The sequence below is a fragment of the Nostoc sp. TCL240-02 genome (assembly GCF_013343235.1).
Classification (GTDB): domain Bacteria; phylum Cyanobacteriota; class Cyanobacteriia; order Cyanobacteriales; family Nostocaceae; genus Nostoc.
The window spans coordinates 6,306,882-6,326,428 of record NZ_CP040094.1 but is presented as its reverse complement, the minus strand read 5'-3'; the positions used below and the strand labels follow the sequence as shown (position 1 = coordinate 6,326,428).

19 protein-coding genes and 1 riboswitch are annotated in these 19,547 nt (G+C 40.6%); of the genes, 6 read left to right on the top strand and 13 right to left on the bottom strand.

All coding sequences use genetic code 11. The features are described from left to right. Nucleotides 1-76: 76 nt before the first annotated feature. The gene (locus tag FBB35_RS26945) at nucleotides 77-397 is read left to right on the top strand and encodes a TMEM14 family protein (RefSeq protein WP_174712197.1); all 321 of its coding nucleotides are present in this window, start codon (nucleotides 77-79) and stop codon (nucleotides 395-397) included. Between the two features lie 44 nt (nucleotides 398-441). Here FBB35_RS26945 and FBB35_RS26940 read toward each other — a convergent pair whose 3' ends face one another. The 6 genes from FBB35_RS26940 to FBB35_RS26915 all read right to left on the bottom strand — a co-directional run bounded on the left by FBB35_RS26940 (nucleotide 442) and on the right by FBB35_RS26915 (nucleotide 5,261). Continuing rightward, on the bottom strand, nucleotides 442-591 hold the full coding sequence (locus FBB35_RS26940; RefSeq protein WP_174712196.1) for a hypothetical protein: 150 nt from the start codon (nucleotides 589-591) through the stop codon (nucleotides 442-444). Between the two features lie 40 nt (nucleotides 592-631). Then, nucleotides 632-1,492, bottom strand: coding sequence for a fructosamine kinase family protein (locus FBB35_RS26935; protein ID WP_174712195.1), 861 nt, complete (start codon nucleotides 1,490-1,492; stop codon nucleotides 632-634). A 133-nt stretch (nucleotides 1,493-1,625) separates the two neighbouring features. Continuing rightward, the gene (locus FBB35_RS26930; RefSeq protein ID WP_174712194.1) at nucleotides 1,626-2,906 is read right to left on the bottom strand and encodes a pitrilysin family protein; all 1,281 of its coding nucleotides are present in this window, start codon (nucleotides 2,904-2,906) and stop codon (nucleotides 1,626-1,628) included. A 158-nt stretch (nucleotides 2,907-3,064) separates the two neighbouring features. Next, nucleotides 3,065-3,493: a hypothetical protein gene (locus FBB35_RS26925; protein ID WP_174712193.1), complete on the bottom strand. Its 429-nt coding sequence runs from the start codon at nucleotides 3,491-3,493 to the stop codon at nucleotides 3,065-3,067. A gap of 83 nt (nucleotides 3,494-3,576) precedes the next feature. Next, nucleotides 3,577-4,446 (bottom strand): zinc metalloprotease HtpX, encoded by an 870-nt coding sequence (locus tag FBB35_RS26920; RefSeq protein WP_174712192.1) that lies wholly within the window; start codon nucleotides 4,444-4,446, stop codon nucleotides 3,577-3,579. A gap of 299 nt (nucleotides 4,447-4,745) precedes the next feature. Further along, on the bottom strand, nucleotides 4,746-5,261 hold the full coding sequence (locus tag FBB35_RS26915) for a Chromate resistance protein ChrB (protein WP_254625702.1): 516 nt from the start codon (nucleotides 5,259-5,261) through the stop codon (nucleotides 4,746-4,748). Between the two features lie 208 nt (nucleotides 5,262-5,469). On the opposite strand from FBB35_RS26915, the gene FBB35_RS26910 reads away from it, so the two are divergent. From FBB35_RS26910 to FBB35_RS26900, 3 genes are all read left to right on the top strand, one after another. Continuing rightward, nucleotides 5,470-5,619 (top strand): hypothetical protein, encoded by a 150-nt coding sequence (locus tag FBB35_RS26910; RefSeq protein WP_254625701.1) that lies wholly within the window; start codon nucleotides 5,470-5,472, stop codon nucleotides 5,617-5,619. Between the two features lie 27 nt (nucleotides 5,620-5,646). After that, nucleotides 5,647-6,834, top strand: a complete 1,188-nt coding sequence (locus FBB35_RS26905; protein ID WP_174712189.1) for an MFS transporter — start codon at nucleotides 5,647-5,649, stop codon at nucleotides 6,832-6,834. 27 nt (nucleotides 6,835-6,861) lie between these two features. Beyond that, nucleotides 6,862-6,945, top strand: a riboswitch (Fluoride riboswitch). Between the two features lie 95 nt (nucleotides 6,946-7,040). After that, nucleotides 7,041-8,381 carry a voltage-gated chloride channel family protein gene (locus FBB35_RS26900; RefSeq protein ID WP_174712188.1) on the top strand — a complete coding sequence of 447 codons (1,341 nt, stop codon included), beginning with the start codon at nucleotides 7,041-7,043 and terminating at the stop codon, nucleotides 8,379-8,381. A 532-nt stretch (nucleotides 8,382-8,913) separates the two neighbouring features. Here the strand turns inward: FBB35_RS26900 and FBB35_RS26895 are convergent. From FBB35_RS26895 to FBB35_RS26885, 3 genes are all read right to left on the bottom strand, one after another. Continuing rightward, nucleotides 8,914-10,149: an LL-diaminopimelate aminotransferase gene (locus FBB35_RS26895; protein ID WP_174712187.1), complete on the bottom strand. Its 1,236-nt coding sequence runs from the start codon at nucleotides 10,147-10,149 to the stop codon at nucleotides 8,914-8,916. A gap of 136 nt (nucleotides 10,150-10,285) precedes the next feature. Further along, nucleotides 10,286-11,647, bottom strand: a complete 1,362-nt coding sequence (locus tag FBB35_RS26890; protein ID WP_174712186.1) for an NAD(P)/FAD-dependent oxidoreductase — start codon at nucleotides 11,645-11,647, stop codon at nucleotides 10,286-10,288. Between the two features lie 234 nt (nucleotides 11,648-11,881). After that, nucleotides 11,882-12,802, bottom strand: a complete 921-nt coding sequence (locus FBB35_RS26885) for a DUF4349 domain-containing protein (protein ID WP_174712185.1) — start codon at nucleotides 12,800-12,802, stop codon at nucleotides 11,882-11,884. 241 nt (nucleotides 12,803-13,043) lie between these two features. Between FBB35_RS26885 and ilvC the strand changes: the two genes are divergently transcribed. Further along, entirely contained in the window at nucleotides 13,044-14,039 is a 996-nt protein-coding gene (gene ilvC, locus FBB35_RS26880; RefSeq protein ID WP_174712184.1) for a ketol-acid reductoisomerase, read from the top strand. A 143-nt stretch (nucleotides 14,040-14,182) separates the two neighbouring features. Here the strand turns inward: ilvC and FBB35_RS26875 are convergent, their stop codons facing one another. Both FBB35_RS26875 and FBB35_RS26870 read right to left on the bottom strand, forming a co-directional pair. Then, complete coding sequence (locus FBB35_RS26875) at nucleotides 14,183-14,656, bottom strand: SET domain-containing protein (protein WP_174712183.1); 474 nt, start codon at nucleotides 14,654-14,656, stop codon at nucleotides 14,183-14,185. A gap of 84 nt (nucleotides 14,657-14,740) precedes the next feature. Next, on the bottom strand, nucleotides 14,741-15,586 hold the full coding sequence (locus FBB35_RS26870; protein WP_254625700.1) for a DMT family transporter: 846 nt from the start codon (nucleotides 15,584-15,586) through the stop codon (nucleotides 14,741-14,743). Nucleotides 15,587-16,354: 768 nt separating this feature from the next. Between FBB35_RS26870 and FBB35_RS26865 the strand changes: the two genes are divergently transcribed. Continuing rightward, nucleotides 16,355-17,194: a sterol desaturase family protein gene (locus tag FBB35_RS26865; protein WP_174712181.1), complete on the top strand. Its 840-nt coding sequence runs from the start codon at nucleotides 16,355-16,357 to the stop codon at nucleotides 17,192-17,194. A gap of 183 nt (nucleotides 17,195-17,377) precedes the next feature. Here FBB35_RS26865 and FBB35_RS26860 read toward each other — a convergent pair whose 3' ends face one another. Both FBB35_RS26860 and ovoA read right to left on the bottom strand, forming a co-directional pair. Then, nucleotides 17,378-17,872 carry a DUF427 domain-containing protein gene (locus FBB35_RS26860; RefSeq protein WP_174712180.1) on the bottom strand — a complete coding sequence of 165 codons (495 nt, stop codon included), beginning with the start codon at nucleotides 17,870-17,872 and terminating at the stop codon, nucleotides 17,378-17,380. 237 nt (nucleotides 17,873-18,109) lie between these two features. Continuing rightward, a complete protein-coding gene (ovoA, locus tag FBB35_RS26855; RefSeq protein ID WP_174712179.1) occupies nucleotides 18,110-19,447 on the bottom strand; it encodes a 5-histidylcysteine sulfoxide synthase in 1,338 nt (445 codons plus the stop codon). Between the last annotated feature and the right edge of the window lie 100 nt (nucleotides 19,448-19,547).

The following is a 19,547-nucleotide window of genomic DNA, read 5'->3' as shown; positions in this document are numbered from 1 at the left end:
GTGATATAGCTATTTAGCTATGGTAAATTGTCTGCTGACCTTGGCAGTAAAGTCAAAATCTACAAATGTATTAACAATGAATTTAAGTATAATTGCTGCTTTTGCCTACGGCATATTAGCGATCGCTGGTGGCATTATTGGCTATATTCAAGCTAGAAGTAAGGTTTCACTGCTAAGTGGTAGTATTAGCGGTTTATTACTAATACTCGCTGCTTACTTTCAACTCCAAGGGCAAACCTGGGGTTCGATTTTAGCAGTGTTAGTTACTGCTGTTTTAGTGGTAGTCTTTGCAGTTCGACTGGCTAAAACACGCAAGTTTATGCCGGCGGGATTAATGACGATTTTGGGAATGTTGGCATTGGCGGTGATGGTGAATCAAATTGTGACTTTAAGGTAACATCAGTTTTTAAGTAACAACCACCCTCCTGTTTGTTGTCACGCTTAAAATTTACGACGCGCAGCCACCGCATTAACAATGCAAGCCATCGCATTAACAATGCAAGCCACCACATTAACAATGCAAGCCACCACATTAACAATGCAAGCCATCGCATTAACAATGTAAGCCATCGCATTAACAATGTAAGCCATCACTAAATCTAATTTGCTACAAATTAATGAAATGCTTTAGTTAGCGCAAAATCTGCTCAATCATCCGGTTCGCTTGGGAAGCATAACTGCCGCCAAATAAATTGAAGTGATTCAGAATGTGATACAGGTTATAAAGTGTTTTTCTCTGCTCATAGCCTGCATCTAAAGGAAAAACTTCGTTATAACCTTTGTAAAAGGCTGCGGGGAACCCACCAAATAATTCTGTCATAGCAATATCAACTTCGCGATCGCCAAAATAAGTTGCTGGATCGAATATCACGGGTTCTCCTGATGCAGTACACCCGGCATTTCCGCCCCATAAATCGCCATGTACTAAAGATGGTTGTACCTGGTGCGCCAATAGTTCTGGGATAGCTGCTAATAATTTTTCTTGCTGGGGGAAACTTCCTCCGCGTCGCCTTGCCAACTGAAATTGATAACTTAAACGATGTTTAATATAAAATTCTATCCAATCCTCTGTCCAAGTATTGATCTGGGGTGTTGAACCAATGGTATTGTTCATTTTCCAACCAAAACCTTGGCTACTGCTAGCTTGATGCATTGTCGCTAACTTGCGCCCCATCGCTTCCCATAAATTGCTGTTACCGTTACCAAGTTCTAACCATTCCAGCACAATGTAGCTAGAATTCTCAGCTACACCCCAGCAAATAGGTTTGGGGACGCGAATACTACCTGTTGCTAGCATTTCCTTTAAACCCAATGCTTCAGCCTCAAACATCGCAGCTTGGGATGCAAGATTTTGCTTGACGAAGTAGGTAATGTCACCATTAGAAACAGCATAACCTTGGTTGATACATCCGCCACCAACCGATCGCCGTTGCTGACTCTGAAATTTTTCGCCAGTCACCTGGCTGATATGGTTGTCGATTTGAGTCCACATGATTAAATTGGGAATGGGGAATGGAGAATGGGTAATAAGCAAGAGGGCAGGGGGCAGGGAGCAGGGAGTAGGGGGAAAAATACCAATGCCCAATGCCCAATGCCCAATTCCCAATGCCCAATTCGCCATTTTTTTAGGGCTTAACGACAACCACACCATAAGCATCTGGGGAAAGATACTCTTTGGCTGCTTGCATTAAGTCGGTTGCATTTTGACTTTGAATATATTCTGGATAATTAAAGGCGGGTTCTAAATCTCCCACCAAGGAATGATAGTAACCATACAACCCGGTGCGATCGCTTGGTGTTTCATTGCCAAAAATAAATTTGTTTGCTACTCGCCGCCGTACACGGGCAATTTCTGACTCTGTGACTAACTCGGTTTGGATTGTGCGAATATGTTTAGCGATCGCATCTTCTACTTCTGCTAAATTTTCTACTGCACATTTAGCTGAAATATAAAATGTCCCTTGCAACTGATTGCTCATGTTGCTCACAGAAATTGAAGAAACTAACCCCCGTTCTTCTCGTAAATCCCTCACCAATCTTGATGTCCGTCCGTGTCCCAAAACTCCTGCTAAAACATCCAATCCATAGGTGCGATCTAACTGCGCCATTCCTGGAACCCGCCAAACCATCACTAGCCTTGCTTGCTGGAGACTGTCATCTGTAAATTCTCGACGGACAATTTCTGTAAATGGTGACTCAGGATTTAATGGTGATTGAGGAGAGGCGCGATTAATTGCGTCTGTACTGGAGAGTTTTGTAAATCCTTCCGCAACGATCGCAATTAATTCTTCCACAGGCAAATTGCCCACAGCAACAGCAGTAATTGACTGGGGTTGATACCAACCATGATGAAAATCCCGCATCTGCTGGGGTTTAAGTTGAGAAATTACCGATTCTGGCCCCAATACCGCACGGCGATAAGGTAACTCACTATAGGCTGTTTCCATTACCCGTCTAAATGTCCGCCGTTGGGGATTATCCTCTGAACGTCTGATTTCTTCTAAAACTACTAATCGCTCCCGTTCAAAAGCATCATCAGGAATACTAGCATTTGATACTACCTCTATTTGTAGTGGAGCAAGTTCGGCAAAATCTTTGGGGGCAGTAGTTATATAGTAATGAGTATAGTCTTGGCTAGTTGCGGCATTTGTAACAGCACCCCGTTCTTCAATTCGCCGTTCAAACTCGCCGCTAGCTAGTCGTTCTGTTCCCTTAAAAATCATGTGTTCTAAAAAGTGAGCCATACCGTTAATGGCATCAGATTCGACGGCTGAACCAACTTTAATCCATAAGTTAAGATTTACAGCTTCAACTGGCATTTGCTCCGCGATGATTGTCAAACCATTAGGTAACTGATGCAGGGTTGGGCTATGAAGACGACTAAATTTTTGCAGGGTTGAAGTCATTGCTACTTGTGTGAAGAGCTACGTTACTTCTTTATCTTATCCGCGATGCAAAATCTATATAAAAGACCTCTCCCAGCTTTTACTACGCAAAAGCTGTCCCCCTCCGAGTCGGAAAGGGACAGACTTGAACTTTATAAGTCAAGGAGAGGTTCAGCAAACTAACGAGAGTAAGGATTATTGAAGGTTTCCCAAGCAGCAATAGCCGCTTTTTGCAGGCGAAAATTGAAGTCCACTAAGTCTTTCATCAATAAATACCAGTTTCTCTCAGTTTCGTCTTGAATTATCGCCCAAGAGTCCTCTAAGCGATCGCGTTGCATCAGTTTTCTGCCTTCAACCAATTCTCGTGCTTGTCGCACAGCTTTCAAATAGGTTTCACGTGTGAGAGTACCTGCTGAATCAGCCTCAGCTTGAGCCCGTCTTTTTAGCGCCTCAATCAGCGCTTTGGTTTCGCGCTTCACTTCATCACTTTCGTTAGCCATTTCGGTTTCTACTAGTTCGTCGGTTTGAGAACTAATTTCTACAATTACTATGGATTCTGTAGATTCAATGACTGTGCTTTCAAAGGATTCGATGTTGTTAGCATTCATAGTTAAAACATCCTTAAATTGCAAAGTTTATTCTCGGATTAAAACTCCACCCTGTTGACTAATGACAAATGACTAATGACTAACTAATAAGCTTTTGTTGGCAGTTGTTGCTCTAATTTCAATAATGCTGCAACTCGTGCTTCTGTAGCAGGGTGACTGGAAAATAAGTTACTTAAAAACTGTCCAGAGATAGAATTGATAATTAATAACGGTTCAAAAGCTGGATTGGCATTTAAAGGGATCTGTTTTGCTGAGGCTTCTAAGCGTTGTAATGCCCTAGCTAATGCACGGGGATTACCAGTTAATCTAGCAGAACCTGCATCAGCAGAAAATTCTCGTGTGCGCGAAATTGCTAGTTGAATAATCGTTGCAGCCAATGGCGCAAGCATTACTGTTAACAAAACGCCCAAAGGATTACCACCTCTGTTGTTATCTCGTGAACCACCGCCAAACCATAAGCTATAACTCACCATTTGCGCTAGGAATGAGATCGCACCAGCAACAGTCGCAGCAACGGCTTGTGTCAGGGTGTCACGATTAATAATGTGCGTAAGTTCGTGGGCGATAACGCCTTCGAGTTCATCGTCTGGTAAGATATTCAAAATGCCTTCTGTAACAGCTACAGCCGCGTGTTCTGGATCGCGCCCTGTAGCAAAGGCGTTAGCACCCTGGCTAGGAACAATGTAAACTTTAGGCATGGGGATGTTAGCGCGATCGCTTAATCTCTGCACCATCCGATAAAGTCCTGGTGCTTCCCTTTCACTCACAGGCTGGGCCTGGTACACTGCCAGAGCAATCTTATCTGATTGATACCAAGACAACAGGTTTGTTGCTGCTGCCAAGCCAATTCCAATTATCAAACCACTAGTACCGCCAATTACCCAGTAACTAATTGCTATCAAAAGCCCACTTAATGCAGCGAGCATTGCAGCCGTTTTCAATTGATTTATCATGTTTCCGCTCTCCTGCTAATGCTGTATAAATTTTCTAGAAAACAGCATTACTTAAGCCATATTTTGATTGTATCTAGCTCAACTTAGATATATGGTACAGAAAACCTATCAGAGAAGTACGGTTTTCCTACTTAACTTTTATCAACACTAATTTAGTTGTTTTTGACACTTGCTCTCTTGGTAAGAAAACTCAGGTTTATAGATAATAAAAAGATATCTATCTGTAGGAGGAAATTGTTTATCCAGGCAGAAATTGCAAGTGTGATCGCTATTAGTTTAAATGCAGACAGTTATACAGGTTATGAGCCTATACCTTCTGCTTCATACACCTGTTCGCTAAAAAGCTGAAAATCTAATTCACACGCCTTCAAAGCTTCAATGGCTTGGGAGTATCCTTGTGCATCAAACAAATCGCGATCGCGGATTTTAGGCAACCAAGAACGCAGTTTATTTAGTTCCGCCTCATTCTCTTCTAATTCTGCGAAGGTGAGATTACCTATTTTCCGTTCCTCGCTCAATTCGCTATGCAAATCCCGACATTGCCCCAAAAACTCTTGATATTCTTGATCTGCCTGCTGTTGAAAACGATTTACCAACATAGCGTTTTGCTCAGGCTGATCAATCCAAATAGTGAATAAATCTGCCTCGCCACCACCTGCTGTAATGTCTGCTTTCAATTCTGCCAAATATTGTTGCAAGTCTTCTCTATGCGGTAGCACGCACACCGACTGCTGTAGGTAAAGTGCGCCCCAGCCCTTGAGTTTACGCCAAACATACACCCGTTGCGTCGAAGGCTGTGCGGGTACTTTGTACACTAATAAGTTCCAACACTTTCTATCCATAGATAGATTGTAACAGGTGTTGCATTAAATTTATTGTATTGCTAGTCTAATGATGAAACACCTGTTACATTTCAGAAAAATTATGAGTCTGAATCATAAAGTTGGAAGCATTGATTGAAGTCCCATTATCCGTAGTATGGAGCTTCGGCGGAATTGTCACATACCCACATATTCGGGGGATTTGAAGGATGTTCTGCTGAATCATGCTGGTTTGGCTCAACATCATAAAGGCGAGAAAGCCTACCAACTTGCCAAAGAAATTGCTAGGTTGACTACTTTCAGCGATCCAGAAATCACCTATTGGTTCTCAAGAATTACAGAGTTGATGTAGTAAATGCCAGTTAGGTAAACAGGAAATATGCAACTACAAAACAAATTTTTCCAGACAATTCCCCGCACTGTTTGGGTATTGGGATTTGTCAGTCTGCTGACAGATATTAGCACTGAGATGATTCATTCTGTATTGCCCTTATTTTTGGTATCAGTTTTAGGGGCGAATGTTTTGACTGTAGGCATCATCGAAGGCATTGCAGAAGCAACAGCTTCAGTTTTAAAAATCTTTTCGGGAGCGTTGAGTGATTACCTGGGACATCGCAAGGGATTAGCGGTGTTTGGATATGGGTTATCTACCTTTGTTAAACCACTATTTGCTGTAGCTACCAGTTCAAGTGGGGTGTTAATAGCTCGATTTGGCGATCGCATTGGCAAAGGGATTCGGGTAGCACCCCGTGATGCCTTGGTTGCCGATTCTACTAATCCAGAGGTACGCGGTGCAGCTTACGGATTGCGTCAATCTCTCGATACTATCGGAGCATTTTTGGGGCCTTTAGCAGCATTTACCTTAATGACTGCTTCCAAAAATAACTTCCGCCTCGTTTTTTGGCTAGCACTCATCCCTGGATTCTTCGCGGTAGCTTTATTAACGGTAGGAGTGCGCGAACCGAGAGCAAAGCAAACTCAAGTCAGCCGAAGCAATCCTCTGCAAAGGGAAGCTTTACGCAGTTTGGGCCAAAAATATTGGGTACTTGTAGCAGTGGCGCTGCTATTCAATTTAGGAAACTCTAGTGATGCCTTTTTGTTGCTGCGAGCCGAGCAAATAGGGATTTCTGCCTCACTCATCCCATTGACATTAGTGGTGATGAACATCGCCTACTCATTCAGCGCCTACCCATTAGGAATACTTTCTGATCGCGTGGGCAAATTTGGGCTACTGGTAGGCGGATTTTTCCTATACGCCTTAGTGTATCTGGGTTTCGCTTTCGTGCAGACACCTTGGCAAGGCTGGGGATTGTTTGCTCTTTATGGCCTACATCTAGGCATGAGCCAAGGATTGCTGTTAGCGCTAGTGGCAGATAGTATACCTGCAAATCTGCGCGGCACAGCTTTTGGATTCCTCAACTTGGCTGTAGGATTAGCGCTTTTACCTGCCAGTTTGCTAGCTGGTGGCTTGTGGCAAACACTGGGAGCAGAAATGACATTTATTGCTGGGAGCTTGTTTGCGTTGGCAGCTGTATTATTATTAGTTTCTCAAAGAAACAAATATTAATTCCATTAAAAGCAAAAATGGTATCCTTAAATCAATGGCGATGGAGCTCGCCCAAACCGCCTTTTCAGTCCGAAAAATCATCACTGAAAGGCTAATGGCTCCTACTTTCTTCGCTAGCTGCGGGAGAGTAGGGCTTGGTTAAAGACATCACCTGACTCCCCTGTAGAAAGTGTAAGTCTACAAATGGCATCTCAAGGAGTCATGGAATGTTCGCCAGTGTATTCACGAGACTGTTTCGTCAATTTGAACCGTTTATTGCATTACCACACATAATTAAGTGGTTGCCTATTTCTGTTGTAGTTGGCATTCTTGCTGGAACGGCTTCTGCGGCTCTTTTAGCATCATTAGAATGGGCAACCGATTGGCGAGAATCCCATCGCTGGATTATCATATTACTTCCCCTTGGTGGCTTCTTAAGTGGTTGGATTTATCATCAATTCGGTCGGACTGTAGAAGCTGGAAATAACCTTTTACTTGAAGAAATCCATAACCCCAAAAGTGTTATTCCCTTTCGTATGGCTCCTCTGGTTTTGCTAGGAACAGACCTGACACATTTATTTGGAGGTTCAGCCGGTCGGGAAGGTACAGCATTACAAATGGGTGCTTCTTTAGCAGACCAATTAACTAAAATATTACATTTAAAAGGAGCCAATCGGCGAATTTTGTTAACAGCAGGTATCAGTGGAGGATTTGCTTCAGTTTTCGGCACTCCCTTAGCTGGAACCGTATTTGGTCTAGAAGTTTTAGCAATTGGGAAAATTCATTATGTTGCTCTTTTCCCTTCTTTGATTGCTGCGCTCGTTGGTAATCAAGTCACCTTGTTATTTGGTTTGCATCATACCGCATACCGATACGCTCCGTCTATACCGACGCTCACAATTTGGGGACTGATTGCTGCCATTATTGCAGGTGCAATTTTTGGAATTGTAGCGAGATTCTTTGCTAAAGTAACTCACCAGATTAGTCACTTATTTAAAAGTAAGATATCTTATCCTCCAATGCGTCCTTTTATAGGCGGTGCGATAATAGCAGTAATTGTTGGGTTAAGTGGCACAACTAAATACATTGGGCTTGGTATCCCTACTATCGTTGATTCTTTTTTCACTCAGCTACCTCCTTGGGATTTTGCAGCCAAATTAGGTTTGACTGCCCTAACTTTAGGCGCAGGTTTTAAAGGAGGAGAAGTAACACCTTTGTTTTTTATTGGTGCAACTTTAGGTAATGCTTTGTCGTTATTTTTAGCATTACCTGCACCATTATTAGCAGGAATGGGATTTGTGGGTGTCTTTGCGGGTGCAGCAAATACACCGATAGCATCAACCTTAATGGGAATTGAATTATTTGGTCTAGAATCGGGGGTATTTATTGCTATTGGTTGTGTAGTAAGCTATTTATTTTCAGGTCATTCTGGAATTTACTCTGCACAACGTATTGGGTTGAGTAAATACTCTACTGTATCTTTAGAAGAAGGGGTAACTTTGGCTAATTATGTACGAGAAAAAGTTGAGCCAAAAATTGATTTATCTGATATGGAGAAGAAAGAGTAAGCAATTTTCAGGAATAATTTATTGATGCATGAATGGATAATTGGGAAAGTGTATAGTTTACCTCTGTTGGCATCGTATAGTCAGAGTAGTCATATTTTATGTAAGAAAAACAAATATGGTGCTACATATCTATACTTTCTGAAGTACCTTGGCTGTAGGCAATTCGTGTAGTTCTTTTTTGTCCCAATTCTTCTAAAATAGATTCAAATTGTTGCAAACTAACTGAATAGTCACCGCGCTACCAGGTGCTAACTGCGTTTGGCTAACAGCTTTGAAAACGGGAATTGCAGAAGTCATAACCAAAATAGGACTTACGCAAAACTACACATGTAGGGGCAATACCCTGCGGGAAGCCGCTTTGCGTCTAGATGAATTGCCCCTACCAGAGAATCAGGATTTTGACTATTGTTTGCGTAAGCCCTACAAAATATCAATAAGCTGAATCTCAATAATTATCTATTAGGTTGCGGTGGATAATACAGCCCACCGTAACCTTTAGACTAATAGATTGAGTTTAACAAAAGCGATCGCCTTACACCTTAAACTTCTCGGTAATCCGCTTCATAGCTTCTTCGACATTCTCCCGGCTGTTAAATGCCGAAATGCGGAAGTAACCCTCACCCGCAGCACCAAACCCAGAACCAGGTGTTCCTACAACGTTGACAGTTTGCAGTAACTTATCAAAGAATTCCCAACTGGATAAACTATTAGGAGTTTTTACCCAGACGTAAGGTGCATTCACGCCACCATAAACTGACAATCCGGCGGCTGTGAGTTTCTCGCGGATAATTTTGGCGTTTTCGAGATAGAAATTAACCAATCCTTTGATTTGTGCTTGCCCTTCTTCAGAGTAAACCGCTTCGGCTCCCCGTTGAACAATGTAAGAAACACCATTAAATTTGGTAGACTGGCGACGATTCCAGAGTTTCCACAGTTCGACATCGGAACCATCGGCAGCTTTTGCTGTGAGTGTCTTCGGTACAACGGTTAAGGCGCAACGAGTTCCTGTAAAGCCTGCATTCTTGGAAAAAGACCGGAATTCGATCGCAACATCTCTTGCACCTTCTATTTCATAAATTGAGTGGAGAATCGATAGATCGGTAATGTAAGCTTCGTAGGCTGCATCAAAGAAAATAATCGAGTTATTAGCTTTGGCATAGTCTACCCATGCTTTGAGATATTCCTTGGTAGCAGTTGCGCCAGTGGGGTTATTGGGAAAGCAGAGATAAATTAAATCGACTTTCTTTGAGGGAATCTCTGCGATAAAGTTGTTATCAGCCGTAATTGGTAGATAAACTAAGCCCTCAAACTCGCCTTTATCGTTGGCATCTCCTGTATTTCCCACCATAACGTTAGTGTCTACATACACAGGGTAAACAGGGTCAGTCACGGCAATTATGTTGTCATGACCAAAGATTTCTAGAATGTTGCCTGTGTCGCACTTAGAACCATCGGAGATAAAGATTTCGGAAGCATCTATATCGGCTCCCCGTGCTTGGAAATCGTGAGTAGCAATTTTCTCCCGTAACCATGCGTAACCTTGCTCTGGGCCGTAACCTTTGAAGGTATTGCGATCGCCCATTTCTTCCACAGCTTTAATCATCGCTGTGCGGCAAGCCTCCGGCAGAGGTTCGGTAACATCACCAATGCCCAGCCGAATGATTTTAGCGTCAGGATTGGCTTCTGCAAAGGCATTCACCCGCCGAGCAATTTCTGGAAACAGATAACCCGCTTTCAGCTTCAGGTAGTTGTCGTTAATAGTTGCCATTATGTAGATTATGAAAAACGCCCTCAAATAGCTTACTGCTAATTTATGAGGGCGGGGAGTGGGGAGCAGAGGGAGCAGGGGAGCAGGGGGAGAAAAATTACATAGTCAGTTCCAATGCCTAATGACAAATGACAAATTAGATATTTACTGGCTGTTTATTATCGGCTGATGCGTAATAAATGTTGCGATCGCCAATTTGGAACTCCGTGATTGATTCTTGTCCTGTAATCAATCTTGCTCCACGATTACGGGTGAAATAGTTCCATGCCCACTGAATCATTACTACTAATTTGTTGTTAAATTCAATTAAGAAGTAGATGTGAATCAATAGCCAAAACAGCCATGCAACGAAACCTTTCAGCTTCATAAAGCCGAAATCGACTACAGCAGAATTGTGCCCAATCATTGCCAAACTACCATAATCGGTATAAGCAAAGGGTGGCAAATTGTTACCTACAAGCCGCTTTTTGACTAGTTCTGCTACATATTCACCTTCTTGCTTGGCTACAGGTGCAACACCAGGTAGCGGTTTACCATTTTGATGAGAAAAATTTGCTAAGTCGCCAATTACAAAAATATTCGGATGTCCTTTAATACTCAAGTCAGGTTCAACGATAATCCGTCCAGCGCGATCGCATTCTGCACCTGTGCGTTCTGCTAGGACTTTTCCCATTGCGGAAGCTTTCACACCTGCTGCCCATAATACCGTTTTTGAGGCAATTTCTTTAACTTCATCGCCTTGTTTGAGGGTAACAATATCATTTTCAATATTCGTTACCAATGTTTTTGTCTGCACAACCACACCCAAGCGCTTTAGAGATGCTTCTGCTTCTTGTGATAACTCTGGTGCAAAGGGTGGCAAAATCCGATCTAAACCTTCTAATAGCAAAATCTTGGCTTCTGAGGTGTCGATGTTGCGGAAATCATCTTTGAGAGTTTGATTTGCTAATTCGGCGATCGCACCAGCTAACTCTACACCAGTTGGGCCACCACCCACAATTACAAAAGTTAATAAAGCACGGCGTTTTTCTGGATCGGTTTCTTTTTCTGCAGCTTCAAAGGCCGAAAAAATCCGGCTACGCATTTCTATCGCATCTTCTACTGTTTTCAAGCCGGGAGCAAATTCTTCCCAGTTATCTTTGCCAAAGTAAGAATGCTTCGCACCTGTGGCGACAATTAAGGTGTCGTAAGGTACTGCTTCGTCGCCTACCATCACTTGTTTTGATTCTGGCTCGATGTTATTCACCTCTCCCAGCAGCACTTTCGTATTCTTGCTCTTGCTGAGGACAGAACGCAACGGTGAGGAGATATCAGCAGGAGATAGCGCACCTGTGGCGACTTGATATAAAAGGGGTTGAAATAGATGAAAGTTACGTTTATCAATCAGAGTAACGTTTACTGCCGCTTTTGCGAGTGTTTTTGCTGCATAAAGTCCACCAAAACCACCGCCAACAATTACTACTTTATGGGGTGGATTATTGTCAAGTGAATTTACCATAAGAAATATTATCGTGTATGCCGACTATTGTAACTATTCTTAACAGATTTGTATCAAAATTGTCATCATATATTTTGTATTGCTCTTTACATTTGAAAAAATATTAAAGTAATCGAGACTACAGGATAAACAAAATTGTTTAAGAGAAAGGTACAGACAATAAGAGTTTGAAAGATTTCAATTTCTGTTTATCTATGTAGATTTATCAAAGGTAGATGTAGAATTTATGCAAGTTTAGTCAGAAATAGTGGACTCTGGTGTTTGTGTCAAACGTGGTGAATGAGTTCGCCGCCAACGCCTAAAGCCATAGATAAGGGCAACAAAAATTAACAAATAGGGGCTGTAAACAATTAACCAAATACCCAGTTTAAGTAAGCCAACGGAAAATGCACTCAAAGAATGGGTAGAGTTATTCCAAGTTTCCTTAACTTGCAAACCCAAAGCAGGTTGCGGACTGGTACTAGAAACTGCTGCTTCTAAGTTCAGCGTAATAGTGGAATATGCAACTTGATTGTTGAGGTTTTTCAGTTGGGCATCAATTTGTTCTATGGTTTGCCGGACATTACTCAGTTCTTGAGAAACACTAAGCACATCTCTAATAGAACCAGCGCGATCCATAATTTTTTGCAAATTGGCTTCAGTTTTTTGCAAATTAGTTAATCTAGCTTGGAAATCTACTAGGCGATCGCCTACATCTTCGGCAGTGATATTACGACTCTCAAGAGTGCCCAATTTAGCTAGTTGCTCTAGGGTAGGTTCTAGCCGATTCTCTGGTATCCGCAATTGGATTGTTGCTGTGTAACGTGGGTTGTCACTTTTGGGTTGTTGTTGTTTCAACCCGATTAAATCCCCTTGCTGTTGATTGATAATTTGCGAAACAGCATCGACAGTTCGATCTACAGAGTTGACAGTCAAAGAGATTGCTGCCTTTTTGATGAGTTGGGGACGAGAACGCGCTATTGGTGCAGTTTCCGCCTTTTGGGAAATACTGTTTTCACGGGCACTTAATTGATTTACCCCGCCATTTGCTGCAATTTGAGGTGCAGACTGAGTGGTTGATCGATCCGAAGAAGCGCAACTGGTGAAAATTACCCCTCCCAATAATGCACTTATAAACAAAGCAGATGTGCGAGGTAATTTAGTCGAAGTATGCATAATCTACCCCCAGATAGATGAAGTTAACCCCAGTATTACTGAAGTAAAACTCAAAATCTGCATTGTTGCGATTTATGTAACGAGTTTGTCATTGTTTGTCATTAGTCATTTGTGCCCTGCTCCTCCCCCCTCAGTCCATAGAGACAAATTGAATGATTGATAATTCATCTGTGTTACTCAATTTGAGGTACAATCGTAAGCTGCCAATAAATGACGATGCTTGCTGACAGGAGATGCTTCTATGGCCCGGATGTATTATGACGAAGATGCCAATTTAGACCTTTTGGCTGGAAAAACTATTGCTATCATCGGCTATGGTTCCCAAGGTCATGCCCACGCTCTCAATCTCAAAGATAGTGGTTTGAATGTGATTGTGGGACTATATCCGGGTAGTAAGTCAGTCGCAAAAGCTGAAGCAGCTGGGTTAACTGTGAAAAACGTTGCAGATGCTGCCAATGCTGCTGATTTCATCATGATTTTGTTACCTGATGAAGTTCAAAAAACGATTTATAAAAACGAGATTGAACCCAATCTAGAAGAAGGGAATGTGTTAGCTTTTGCCCACGGTTTTAATATTCACTTTGGGCAAGTTGTACCACCGGCTAACGTCGATGTGGTGATGGTAGCACCAAAAGGGCCGGGGCATTTAGTCCGCCGGACTTATGAAAGTGGTGAAGGGGTACCAGCGTTATTTGCAGTTTATCAAGATGCCAGTGGTCAGGCACGCGATCGCGCCATGTCTTATGCTAAAGGTATCGGTGGGACTCGCGCTGGTGTTCTTGAAACAACTTTCCGCGAAGAAACCGAAACCGATTTATTTGGCGAACAAGCGGTATTGTGCGGTGGTTTGAGTGCTTTAATCAAAGCCGGATTTGAAACTTTGGTAGAAGCTGGTTATCAACCAGAATTGGCTTATTTTGAATGTCTGCATGAAGTCAAGCTGATTGTTGACTTGGTTGTAGAAGGTGGTTTAGCTAAAATGCGCGACAGCATTTCTAACACTGCTGAATATGGCGATTATACCCGTGGTCCAAGGGTTGTTACCGAACAAACCAAGGCTGAAATGCAAAAGATTCTCAGCGAAATTCAATCTGGACAATTTGCACGAGAATTCGTTCTAGAAAACCAAGCTGGTAAACCAGGATTTACCGCCATGCGTCGTAAAGAAGCTGAACATAAAATTGAAGAAGTTGGTAAAGATTTACGCGCTATGTTTAGCTGGTTGAAAAAAGCTTAAGCAAAACAAGGATCTGAATGTAGAGACGTTACATTACAACGTCTCTACAATGATTTTGAAATTACGCAAAATTATTTTTTATGAAGCTATAAATGTTATTTAAAATTGCGTAGATAGATGCATTTTAAATAACATTATTTGCTTTAGATTTTGAGATAATCTGCAATGTACTCTCCATAGCGATCGCGCAACATTTGTTTGCGGAATTTGAATCCTAATGTTTTCCCTCGACAGGATAGAGATTTGCACAAGCACCGTGAGACAGCTATTGATTCATATTCAGTGGTTTCGTAATCCCAGGTAATTTCTTCACCTGCTTCGATATCGCCCAAAGCAACGAAGTCATATCCCCCAAACTGATTGTTACTTACACCAGTATTTGGATCGCAAGAATGATTAATTACGACAGCAGGCTCATCTAAGTTGACATACAAATTAAAATCCATCTGAAAGGAATAAATTGTTCGTTGGGGAACTTCTTCAATTGGGATACCCACCACAACGGTTTCCCCTTTGGCAAATTTTTTCGTAGCAAATACTCCTCTTCCTTTTGCTGTTTCCTGAATCGTGACATGAAAATTGAGCTTTACAGCTGAAATTGACTCTATTGTATTCATAGATAAAAACCTACTATGTTTAAATTTCTTGCTTCCAAATTTCAAACTTGGCTTAGTTAGATTTCACTTTGAGGTAAAAGCTCGTTAACTGCTCTGTACCTCAACTTTTGCTTCCGGCTCAAGCTTTTGAGGGCTCTGGCTTAGAAGCAGAGCAACTAAGACAAGAATCGCGCCAATTAGACCGCGTATTCCCAGATGTTCTCCAAGTAGCCAAAACGAGAAAATTGTGGCGAACAATGGCTCAAGTGTATAAAGTAAAGCTGTTTCGCCGGCTGAAACCCATTGCTGTGCCAATGTTTGCAGCCAGATAACAGCAGCCGTTGCCAACAGCCCTAAGTAGACAATCACTCCCCAGTGCTGGTGAATTACCTCAAATTGGTTAAGAATTTGGGTATTATTCCAGAGTAAACCTAGCACTGCAATGAACAGAAGTTGAACACTGGTAAGCGTTAAGGTGGGGTGACGAGACGCAACCCGGTCTAGGAAAATTATGTAGCCTGCATAGACAAAAGCATCAACGAACATCAACAGATCGCCAATTCCTAGTTCTCCCCCTTCCCAAAACATCACGCCAATACCGATTACAGCGACTCCAGCAGCTAGGAAAGTTCTCAACGGTACGCGCTGACCACTCAGCCATGCTAGTAGCGGGACGATGAGTGCGTTCAAACTGCCAATGAATGCAGCCCGATTCGCTGGTATAGTCTTGAGTGCAATTGTTTCTATAGCTAAGAAAAAGAAAAGGAAAAGACCTAGTACTGTACCATCACGAAGTAAAAGTGCGTTAATATTACGTAAATTTACAGCAAAAACTGCTGCTGCTATGACAAAGCGTGTAGCAATCAATGCACTTGGTGAAAGACTACTAACGATGTCTTTAGTTAATGGAAAAGTTGTAGCGCTAATTACATTAACAAGGATAAGCAGCATTATTCCTTTTAAACGCAATGTATTTTCAATTTGCATCAAATTAATTGATTGAATAATGTTTCTTTACATCCATAGAGAATGCGATCGCATAGAGAATGTTGGTTTTCCTATATCCAGTCAGCGCCTTCTGAATTGAGGATTTTTAGTTGGGAAAGTTCTACGAAGTAAGTTGGCACAATAAAAACAAACTATGTAAATAAAAATGAACTAGGCTAAAACCCTTATATTTATTACTTGTTGCCTATTTTCTATTGCCTTATCCAAACGGCAATTATTTACGCCCACTTACTTAATCTGATTTTGGTAATTTCATATCTTTTTTCACATTGCAATTAAAAGGTAAAAGAAGTTCGCATTAATCCAATCCGAATTGTATCATTTGCTGCGTTATGTTTAAAATTTCTAATCACTAAAAATTTCCTAGTCACAAAAATTCTGTCACTAAGTAGATAGCGATAAAATAATTACAAATGTTAGTAGACTGAAAATTTTTGCGATCGCCTAATGGATACCTACAAATCAGATTGCTACATTGCGCTTCTTGTACACTGCGGTAAGTCGCTACACATTATCTATGGATGCGATGATTTTGGTATCACTTCCATTTCTCTTTCAGGCTTTGAGACTTAGTCACCAACGCTAGCCAGAAGGGGCTGTTCTTATCCTATACAATTGAGAAACCCTATTTATAATCAGGTGAAATCCAAAAATAAATAATTTATACTTGCAAAAAGGCTTTAATTCGATAACTACTAAAAGGATGCAGGTATGAGAAAGTTTTTTAATTTCTGCTTCGAGGTTGAATTTTATCTAAAAATTGCTATTACTTGCACCATTGTTCAGCAAATATTTTATTGGTTGTTGCACAATATAGAACTCAATTTTATAACTCAAGTGCTGGTATACTGGACTGTTGGTTCTATTTCATTTTATAGCATTGGTCTTTTCATCGAAAAGGTAATTAAAAACAATGATAGTTTAAGAGAGAAATTAACTGCCAGAGTTAAGAAAGTCAAAACACAACCATTTCCTTCGTTTACTGCGAAAGGCATCATTACTGGAGAAATCAAAAGTCTCATAGCAGCTTTAATTATCCTCTACATAGCGCCAGAGGTAAATAGAGGAAATAGTTTGCTCTCAAACCTTGGATGGTTTTTGATGAGAATAATTGTTGCTGATTTCTGTTTTTACGTTTCCCATTCGCTACTTCACAGAAAGTTTTTACAAAAAATACATTTAAAACATCATGAGTTTGCCGACTCATCAAGTTTTGTTGCTGGACATAAGAGTTTGACTGAATATATTATTGTTACTATTACAGACCTTTTGCCTATTTTTATCTTTGGGTATGACATCACCCAACTATGTGCTTGGACTATTATAGGTAATGCTTACAACCTTGAAGGTCATAGTTCCTTATCAATATTTTTTGTTCCATCAGATTTTCACGATCTTCACCATAGTTGTTTCAAGAAAAACTATGGAATTCAAGGATTTTGGGACAGATTATTCAACACCCTAAACTCTCCTACAAAAAAGCCAGGAATTATGTTCCCTGTAGCTTATTTGGAGCATATTACCATGAAGTTATCTAATACTTTAGATTGATTGATAACTTTAAATCTAGAGAACCCATATTTAAATTTTTGGCTCCAGCGTACACACAAGTTTCTTCAAGTTTTCCTACAAGCTTTTAATCCCCCAACTACTCTTTTTAAGGAATTATCTAAACTTTGTATTAATGAGTCAAAATTGCCAATAAATTTTGACTCATTAATTTTATGTCCAAAATTACCAACCCATTGTTCCTGGACTACCTTTAAATGGCCCGACAATATCAGAGGTAATCCATCCGCCATAAAAATCACCGGGTTGACACATAACTAGCTCATCATTTACATAGCAAGCATCCATTAAGCTAGGATAAAAAGCATAGTATTCTTGAATCATTACAAAATCAGATGTGGGGTCAAAATATCGCCAAGCAGCGTTATTTATATACTTATCACCGATGCTTATATCATAATACTGACACTTACCTTTCCATTCACACCAAGTTTTTTTAGGTGTTTCTATCAGATATTCTAGTTTAATGTCTTCTGAAGGAATGTAATAAGAAGGGGGATGGCTAGTTTCTATGACTCTTTTAGCTTTACTTGTTTCTGCTAAAACAATATTATTAACAATTATCCGAATTGATTTGTCTGTATCTTCTAAACGAGCCGGACGCGGATAATCCCAAACTGACTCTTGACCAGGTTGTGGGGGAATAGGATTTGGTCTCATGGTTAATAATTTCCTGTTTTTACGTTGCCATTAAAATACAAAGATGGTTCGCATGAATCTAATTCCATTGTAGGGAAATTTTTCGTCTATTTTCCCTGGATGTTGGGCTACTAATATGTTTGCTATCTCAACTAAAATTGAGCTTGGTAATTACAGGGGAAAATGGAAGATGTAAAAACTGCTATTCTGTAACTATTAGTATCCTGCAAATTATTTTTGTAAAACCTCATATTGGGCTTAATGCTTGATATCTTGAACAATCCTAAAACCGGCGTGTTGATAAAAATTAGGACGGAACCAGTTGCGATAATATTTTAAAGCTTCTGTACCATTAGTTATCCAGCATCCTCCTAACATCATTTGATGTTTATTATCAAAAAATATTGCAGAATTATCTTCATAAAGAAAATGAGGTTTATATCCTGGTAAGGGATTTAAATTATCACTCAAGTGTTCCCAAACATTTCCGCGTAAATCGTACAAACCAGAATAACTTTTGGCAGTTTCTAGCATTCCTACTGGACTAGGTGAGCCAAATTTTAAATTGATATTGTAATTGTCTACATCTTCTACCAAACCATTACTATAAGTTGCTAAATGATATTCAGCTTCACTCATTAAACGGGTATTTTTACCTTGCCAACGACAGTAAGCTATTGCTTCATAGTGATTGACCTCTACAGGCCAATCTAAGGGTAAGTCAATTTCATCAAACATGGCTCGATACTTGTAACTGCCATTTTGAGGTATCCAAAATTTGGGATATTTGATGTTGTTTTCAGTTTTCCAATACAAAGATTCTTCATCCCAATACGCTTGGTTTTCGTAGCCACCAGCCTTGACAAAATAACTAAAGTCGGCATTTGTAATCAGATATTTACTGGCTAAAAAAGATTCTACTTCAACAGTGCGATCGCCATAATCAATATCCCATCCATAGGTCGGATCGTCAAAGGCTTTGCCAAGTTTGACTACCCCACCTATAACTTGTATCATTTCGTTTTGAGCAGTGTAGCCATTAAAAGGGGCATATTGCCAGTTTTGGGGGCGTTTCACTCTCTCAATTGGTAGTTGGCGAATTAACATCGAAGAGGTTTCAATATGAATACGCTGGTGTTCGATCCCCATCATTAAAGCCCAGAGGGGATGAGTAGGGTGAATTGGTAGAGTAATCGGAGTAGTTTTAATTACTTCGTAAATTACCGTATATGCTTGTTTTCGATACTCCCAAGTTTGTGCAACTTGTGGCCATTCTAAATGAGCGATCGCTTGATTTAATTCCTCTGATACCTCTGGATCAACTCCAATTTCAAACAAGATTTCATAGTCTGGATTGATCCTTTTTTCTAATAATCCAACGCTAATTAATTTATTGATGTAGAAAACAGCCGAGTGTCCCAGATAAAAAATTAGAGGGTTTCTCAAAGGATCGGGATTGAGATAAAATGTATCTTCTTCTATTAAAGTTTTCATCAGCATATCTTCTAGCTGCCAAGCATTCTCAAAATAATCGAGGATAACTTGGCGATCGCAACTATCTAGTTTAGGCGGATGAGTAGATTGAAGACTGTTCATGATATAACTCAATTGCTATTATATAGACGATTCACTCTGGTTGATTTACTTGACAAACTTAATCAAAAAATTGTTAATGTTAATTGTTGATTGCATACCG

Bases quoted from the DNA above. Each gene is read 5' to 3' on its own strand.
- FBB35_RS26945 (WP_174712197.1), top strand. From the start codon at position 77: ATGAATTTAAGTATAATTGCTGCTTTTGCCTACGGCATATTAGCGATC.
- FBB35_RS26940 (WP_174712196.1), bottom strand. From the start codon at position 591: ATGGCTTACATTGTTAATGCGATGGCTTACATTGTTAATGCGATGGCT.
- FBB35_RS26935 (WP_174712195.1), bottom strand. From the start codon at position 1,492: ATGTGGACTCAAATCGACAACCATATCAGCCAGGTGACTGGCGAAAAA.
- FBB35_RS26930 (WP_174712194.1), bottom strand. From the start codon at position 2,906: ATGACTTCAACCCTGCAAAAATTTAGTCGTCTTCATAGCCCAACCCTG.
- FBB35_RS26925 (WP_174712193.1), bottom strand. From the start codon at position 3,493: ATGAATGCTAACAACATCGAATCCTTTGAAAGCACAGTCATTGAATCT.
- FBB35_RS26920 (WP_174712192.1), bottom strand. From the start codon at position 4,446: ATGATAAATCAATTGAAAACGGCTGCAATGCTCGCTGCATTAAGTGGG.
- FBB35_RS26905 (WP_174712189.1), top strand. From the start codon at position 5,647: ATGCAACTACAAAACAAATTTTTCCAGACAATTCCCCGCACTGTTTGG.
- FBB35_RS26900 (WP_174712188.1), top strand. From the start codon at position 7,041: ATGTTCGCCAGTGTATTCACGAGACTGTTTCGTCAATTTGAACCGTTT.
- FBB35_RS26895 (WP_174712187.1), bottom strand. From the start codon at position 10,149: ATGGCAACTATTAACGACAACTACCTGAAGCTGAAAGCGGGTTATCTG.
- FBB35_RS26890 (WP_174712186.1), bottom strand. From the start codon at position 11,647: ATGGTAAATTCACTTGACAATAATCCACCCCATAAAGTAGTAATTGTT.
- FBB35_RS26885 (WP_174712185.1), bottom strand. From the start codon at position 12,802: ATGCATACTTCGACTAAATTACCTCGCACATCTGCTTTGTTTATAAGT.
- ilvC (WP_174712184.1), top strand. From the start codon at position 13,044: ATGGCCCGGATGTATTATGACGAAGATGCCAATTTAGACCTTTTGGCT.
- FBB35_RS26875 (WP_174712183.1), bottom strand. From the start codon at position 14,656: ATGAATACAATAGAGTCAATTTCAGCTGTAAAGCTCAATTTTCATGTC.
- FBB35_RS26870 (WP_254625700.1), bottom strand. From the start codon at position 15,586: ATGCTGCTTATCCTTGTTAATGTAATTAGCGCTACAACTTTTCCATTA.
- FBB35_RS26865 (WP_174712181.1), top strand. From the start codon at position 16,355: ATGAGAAAGTTTTTTAATTTCTGCTTCGAGGTTGAATTTTATCTAAAA.
- FBB35_RS26860 (WP_174712180.1), bottom strand. From the start codon at position 17,872: ATGAGACCAAATCCTATTCCCCCACAACCTGGTCAAGAGTCAGTTTGG.
- ovoA (WP_174712179.1), bottom strand. From the start codon at position 19,447: ATGAACAGTCTTCAATCTACTCATCCGCCTAAACTAGATAGTTGCGAT.